The sequence below is a fragment of the Streptomyces panaciradicis genome, from assembly GCF_023516615.1.
GTDB classification, from domain to species: Bacteria; Actinomycetota; Actinomycetes; order Streptomycetales; family Streptomycetaceae; genus Streptomyces; species Streptomyces panaciradicis.
Genome location: NZ_JAMGBF010000240.1, coordinates 1 through 5740, shown reverse-complemented (window position 1 = coordinate 5740; position 5740 = coordinate 1). Strand labels below are relative to the sequence as shown.

Here is a 5740-nt window from a genome sequence, read left to right as displayed (position 1 = left end):
AGCGTGAACGCGGCCAGCAGGCGCCGCAGTTGCTCGCGCTCGGCGGCGCTGAGACCGCTGACGTCACGATGGCGCAGGACCTCGGTGGAGCTGGCGAGGGCGGCGGTCGGCGGGCCCGTGCGCTGCTCCCGCCGGCCGCCCGGACGCGGCCCGGCGCCCTCCCGGGTGAGCAGCCGCAGCCGTGGCCGGTCGGCGGCGGCGACCGGGCGTCCGCGGGGCTCGGCGGAGCCGAAGTAGGCGGCGAACACCCGCTCGTAGCGCTCCAGGTCGTCCCGCCCCCCGCACAGCGTCAGCCGCCCCGCCCAGTACACGTCGGCCCGCATCCCCGGCCGCAACTGCTCCACCGCCCGCAGATAGGCATGCACCCGCTCGGCACTGGCATCCACCCCGGCGGCCCGCAACGCCCGAGCGAACCCGACCAGAGCGGCATCCCCACGGGGCGCCCGGGACGGGCTGCCGCCGCCGGACGGGGTACTGCCGGGGTGGCTCCGCGCCCGCCCGGCGCCGCCCGTCCTCCCGAGCACGCCCTCGCCGCCCGTCCCGGGCGTGCCGTCGCCGCGGGGGAGTGCGTCGGCGGTCCCACCATCCGCTCCGGGCACACCGTTCCCGCGCCGGAGCGCATCCGGTGTCCCGGGCGCGGGGGCGGAGGAGGCGACGGCTCGGTCGCCCTCGTGCCGCGGTGCGGCGCCTGCCTCCCGGCGGTCACCTTCCGGCCCCGGCCCCCGTGCGCTGTCGGCCATGGCGTTCACGCCCCTCGGGCCGCGAGTACCGCCGCCAGGTCCAGTCCGCGGGCGCGGTCCGCGTCCTCGCGGTATTTCAGCACCGAGCCCAGGGTCGCCACCGCCAGTTCCGCGTCGACCTCGTCGGCGCCGAGGGCGTCCAGGGCCTGGGCCCAGTCGAGGGTCTCGGCCACGCCCGGGGGCTTGAGGAGGTCCTCGGCCCGCAGTGCCTGCACCAGGGCGGTCACCTGCTCCGCCAGCCGGGCCGAGACGCCGGGCAGCCGCCGCCGCACGATGGCCAGTTCGCGGGCGAAGGTCGGGTGGTCGAACCAGTGGTACAGGCAGCGCCGCTTGAGGGCGTCGTGCACCTCGCGCGTGCGGTTGGAGGTCAGCACGACCACCGGCGGCACCTCGGCGCGCAGCGTGCCCAGCTCGGGGATGGTGACCGAGAACTCCGACAGCAGCTCCAGCAGGAACGCCTCGAACTCGTCGTCGGCCCGGTCGATCTCGTCGACCAGCAGTACCGACGGCTGTGTCTCCAGGGCCTTCAGCAGCGGCCGGGCGACCAGGAAGCGCCGGTCGTACAGCTCGCCCTCCAGCCGGTCGGCGTCCTTCACCCCGGCCGCCTCGGCGGCCCGCAGGTGCAGCAGCTGACGCGGGAAGTCCCAGTCGTACAGGGCCTGCGAGGCGTCGATGCCCTCATGGCACTGCAGCCGGATCAGCGGCGCGCCGAGCGCCTCGGCGAGGGCTGAGGCGAGCGCGGTCTTGCCGACGCCCGCGTCGCCCTCGCAGAAGATCGGCCGGTGCAGCCGGAGCGCGAGGAAACAGGCGATGGCCAGTCCGTCGTCGACGAGGTAGCCCGTCTCCTCCAGCCTGGCCCGCACCTGCTCGGGGCCGCTGATGCCGTGCGCGTGCGTGATCTGTCCTCACCCCATTCCGGCGGCCGCCAGCACCGCGCGCCGGGTGAGCACCCGTGTCAGGTGCTCCCGGTACTCGGGCGTGGCCGACGCGTCCTGCGAGGCGTGGGTGCCCTCCGCCGCCGACTCCGCGGCCCGCGCGACGGCCTCCGCGTCCCCGGCGCCGGTCAGCGCCTGCTCGGTCGCGGTGGCCCGCAGCGGGACCGAGCTCATGTTGGTCAGGCCGATCCGCGCCTCGGCGATGTGCCCGTCGGCGCGCCGCACCAGCGCGGCCACGCCCACCATCGCCCAGGACTGCGAGACGCGGTGGAACTTCTCGTAGTGGAAGCCCCAGCCGTCCGCCTTCGGCAGTCGCACCTCCACCAGCAGTTCGTCGGGTTCGAGGGAGGACTGGAGGTAGTCGACGAAGAAGTCACGGGCCGCGATCGTCCGCCGTCCCCGGGGCCCCTGCGCCACCATTTCGCCGTCCAGCGCCAGTACCACCGCGGGCAGGTCGCCGGCCGGGTCGGCGTGGGCGAGAGAGCCGGCGAGGGTGCCCCGGTGCCGTACCGCGGGGTCCGCGACGGTCGCCGTGGCGGCCGCCAGCAGACCGGCGTGGCGGCGCACCAGCGGGTCGTGGACGACGTCGTGGTGCGTGGTCATCGCGCCGATGACCAGCATGTCGCCGTCCTCCCGCACGCCGCGCAGCCCGGGGATGCGGCCGACGTCCACGACCAGCTCGGGGAAGGCCAGCCGGAGCCTCAGCAGCGGCAGCAGGCTCTGCCCGCCGGCCAGCACCTTCGCCTCCTCGCCGCCCTCGGCGAGCGCGCGGACCGCCTCGTCGACGCTGGTCGGCCGGACGTAGTCGAATGCCGGGGGGATCATGCGGAGGCCTCCATTCCGGACCGGACCGCCCGCCACACCCGCTCCGGGGTGCAGGGCATCCGGACGTCGTCGACGCCGAAGGGCCGCAGCGCGTCCACGATCGCGTTGACCACGGCCGGCGTCGAGGCGATGGTGCCCGCCTCGCCGACGCCCTTGACCCCGAGGGGGTTCGTGGTGGACGGCGTCTCGGTCCGCTCGGTGGTGAACTCGGGCAGGTCGGGCGCCGAGGGCACGAGGTAGTCGGCCATCGTGCCGGAGACGAGGTTGCCCTCGTCGTCGTAGACGGCCTCCTCGTACAGGGCCTGCGCGATGCCCTGCGCGAGCCCGCCGTGCACCTGTCCCTCGACGATCGTCGGGTTGACGACCTTGCCGACGTCGTCGACGCAGACGTAGGACCTGATCCGGGTCTGCCCGGTCTCGGTGTCGACCTCGACGGCGCACAGGTGGGTGCCGTGCGGGTAGGAGAAGTTCTCCGGGTCGAGCAGGTGCTCGGCGTTGATGCTCGGCTCCAGGCCGTCGGGGAGATCGTGCGAGGTGAACGTCTCGAAGGCGATCTCCTGGATGGTCTTGCGGGCGTCCGGGGAGCCCTTCACGGAGAACACCCCGCCCGAGAACTCCAGGTCCTGCTCGCTCGCCTCCAGCAGGTGCGCGGCGATCTTCCGGGCCTTGTCGACGACCTTCACCGCCGCGTGGTGCACGGCGGAACCGCCCACCACGAGCGAGCGCGAGCCGTAGGTGTCCATGCCCTGCGGGGCCGCCTTGGTGTCGCCGTGCACCACCTCGACGTCCTCGAAGGGCACGCCCAGCACGTCGGCGGCGATCTGGCTCCAGCTGGTGACATGGCCCTGGCCGTGCGGGCTGGTGCCGGTGATCACCTCGACCTTGCCGGTGGGCAGCATGCGGATGCTCGCCGCCTCCCAGCCGCCGGCCGCGTACCTGAGGTCGCGCAGCACCCGGCTCGGTGCCAGGCCGCACATCTCGGTGTACGTCGACACGCCGATGCCGAGCCGTACGGTGTCGCCCCGGCTGTTGCGGTCGGCCTGCTCGGCGCGGAGCTTGTCGTAGTCGAACAGCGCGAGCGCCTTCTCGGTGGCCGCCTCGTAGTTGCCGGTGTCGTAGGTCAGGCCCGCGATCGAGGTGTACGGGAACTCCTCGTGCCCGATCCAGTTCCGGCGCCGCAACTCCACCGGGTCCAGGCCGAGTTCGTGGGCGAGCTCGTCCATGATCCGTTCGATGGCGTACGTCGCCTCCGGGCGCCCGGCGCCCCGGTAGGCGTCGGTCGGCGTCCGGGTCGTGAAGACGCCGGTGCAGGTGAAGTCGTAGGAGTCCATCTTGTAGATCGCCGGGTACATGAAGGCGCCGAGGATCGGGATGCCCGGGGTGACGAGCATCAGGTAGGCGCCCATGTCGGTCAGCAGGTCGACCTTGAGGCCGAGCAGCTTGCCGTCCCGGTTCGCGGCGATCTCGATGTCCTGGATCATGCCGCGGCCGTGGTGCGTGGCCAGGTAGCCCTCGGAGCGGGACTCGGTCCACTTCACGGGGCGGCCGATGCGGCGGGCGACCGCGAGCGCGAGGGCCTCCTCGCCGTACACCTGGAGCTTGGAGCCGAAGCCGCCGCCGACGTCGGGGGCGATCACCCGGATCTTGTGCTCGGGGATGCCGGTGACCACGGCCATCATCACCCGCAGGATGTGCGGGATCTGCGTCGCGGAGTACAGCGTGTACTCGCCGGAGGCGGCCAGCGGGGTGACGACGACCGCGCGGGGCTCCATCGCGTTCGGGATGAGCCGCTGGTGGACGTAGCGGCGCTTGACCGTCACCTCGGCGCGCTGCCGTACCGAGTCGAAGTCCTCGCCGGTCTTCAGCGGCCAGACGTAGCAGCGGTTGGTGCCCTTGTCGGAGTGGACCAGCGGGGAGTCGTCGGCGAGCGCGGCCTCCAGGTCCAGCACCGGCGGCAGCGGGTCGTAGTCGACCTCGATCGCCTCCAGGGCGTCCGTGGCCGCGTACCGGTCGCGGGCCACGACCAGGGCCACCGGGTCACCGGCGTGGCGCACCTCGTCGACGGCGATGGGCGGGTGGTCGGGCAGCACGATGTCCTCGGTCACCGGCCACGCGCACGGCAGCGAGTTCAGCCCCTCGGCGAGGTCGGCCCCGCTGAACGCGGCCACGACGCCGGGGCGTTCGAGCGCGGGCGAGACGTCGACGCGGGTGATGCGGGCGTGGGCCATAGGGCTGCGCAGGATCGCCATGTGCAGCAGGCCGTTGACGCTGATGTTGTCGGTCCAGTTGGTCTGGCCGGTGATCAGCCGGGCGTCCTCCTTGCGGGGCCGGGCGCGGCCGACCTCGCCCTGCACGGCCTGGTCGGTCATGCCGGGACCTCCTCTTCGGACGCGGCCTGCACGGCGCGCACGATGTTCTGGTAGCCGGTGCACCGGCAGAGGTTGCCCTCCAGGGCGTGCCGGATCTCGTCCGTGGTGGGGTGCGGGTGCTCGCGCAGCAGGTCGCGGGCGGCCATCAGCATCCCCGGGGTGCAGTAGCCGCACTGCAGGGCGTGCTTGTCGTGGAAGGCCCGCTGGAGCGCGGTCAGCTCGCCGTCGTGGGCGAGCCCCTCGACCGTCGTCACCTCGCTGCCGTCGGCCTGGACGGCGAGCACCGAGCAGCTCTTGACGCTGACGCCGTCCAGCTCGACCGTGCAGGCCCCGCAGTTGGAGGTGTCGCAGCCGATCGGTGTGCCGGTCAGGCCGAGGCGGTCGCGCAGGTAGTGGACCAGCAGGAGGCGGGGCTCCACGTCGTCCTCGTACGTCGTGCCGTCCACCTTCACCGAGATGTGGGTCATGTGCCCTCCAGGGACTGAGCGGGCCGAGTGAGGGAGCGAGGGGAAACAACGAACGATCGTGATGTACGTCACTCTAAGACCGCCCGCGTGAGGCGGCGAGTGCTCCGGCGCGGTTCGTTGAGCGTTAATCCATTGCCGGTGCCGTCGCGGCTCTGCTGCACTCGTGGGGACCGGCCGTCCCACCACGAGGAGCCCTCATGCGCACTGCGTCCATGTCCACCCAGGAAGGAACCCCTCCCATGACGAAGGACATGACGCTCGGTGCATCTGCTCAACCTCGGAATCCTCGCGCACGTAGACGCCGGTAAGACCAGCCTCACCGAGAGGCTGCTGTACTCCGTCGGGGTGATCGACGAGATCGGCAGCGTCGATCACGGCAGCACCCGGACCGACACCCTCGCGCT

Annotated in this window: 5 protein-coding genes and 1 pseudogene; 1 reads left to right on the top strand and 5 read right to left on the bottom strand. The window is 72.8% G+C overall.

Annotation, left to right across the window (positions count from 1 at the left end; genetic code table 11):
• The 5 genes and pseudogenes from M8J74_RS42545 to M8J74_RS42525 all read right to left on the bottom strand — a co-directional run.
• Nucleotides 1–386, bottom strand: a pseudogene (locus M8J74_RS42545) (hypothetical protein); the annotation flags it as partial.
• A 359-nt stretch (nt 387–745) separates the two neighbouring features.
• Nucleotides 746–1603 carry an AAA family ATPase gene (locus M8J74_RS42540; protein ID WP_372500434.1) on the bottom strand — a complete coding sequence of 286 codons (858 nt, stop codon included), beginning with the start codon at nt 1601–1603 and terminating at the stop codon, nt 746–748.
• 42 nt (nt 1604–1645) lie between these two features.
• Entirely contained in the window at nt 1646–2500 is an 855-nt protein-coding gene (locus M8J74_RS42535; RefSeq protein ID WP_249841521.1) for an FAD binding domain-containing protein, read from the bottom strand.
• Complete coding sequence (locus M8J74_RS42530) at nt 2497–4869, bottom strand: xanthine dehydrogenase family protein molybdopterin-binding subunit (RefSeq protein WP_249841520.1); 2373 nt, start codon at nt 4867–4869, stop codon at nt 2497–2499. Before M8J74_RS42530 ends, M8J74_RS42535 begins: the two co-directional genes overlap by 4 nt.
• On the bottom strand, nt 4866–5336 hold the full coding sequence (locus M8J74_RS42525; RefSeq protein ID WP_058921330.1) for a (2Fe-2S)-binding protein: 471 nt from the start codon (nt 5334–5336) through the stop codon (nt 4866–4868). The genes M8J74_RS42530 and M8J74_RS42525 overlap by 4 nt, the downstream gene beginning before the upstream one ends.
• A gap of 261 nt (nt 5337–5597) precedes the next feature.
• On the opposite strand from M8J74_RS42525, the gene M8J74_RS42520 reads away from it, so the two are divergent.
• Nucleotides 5598–5740, top strand: a 143-nt coding sequence (locus tag M8J74_RS42520; protein WP_249841522.1) for a GTP-binding protein, incomplete at its 3' end; no start/stop codon positions are given.

Bases quoted from the DNA above. Each gene is read 5' to 3' on its own strand.
- M8J74_RS42535 (WP_249841521.1), bottom strand. From the start codon at position 2,500: ATGATCCCCCCGGCATTCGACTACGTCCGGCCGACCAGCGTCGACGAG.
- M8J74_RS42525 (WP_058921330.1), bottom strand. From the start codon at position 5,336: ATGACCCACATCTCGGTGAAGGTGGACGGCACGACGTACGAGGACGAC.
- M8J74_RS42530 (WP_249841520.1), bottom strand. From the start codon at position 4,869: ATGACCGACCAGGCCGTGCAGGGCGAGGTCGGCCGCGCCCGGCCCCGC.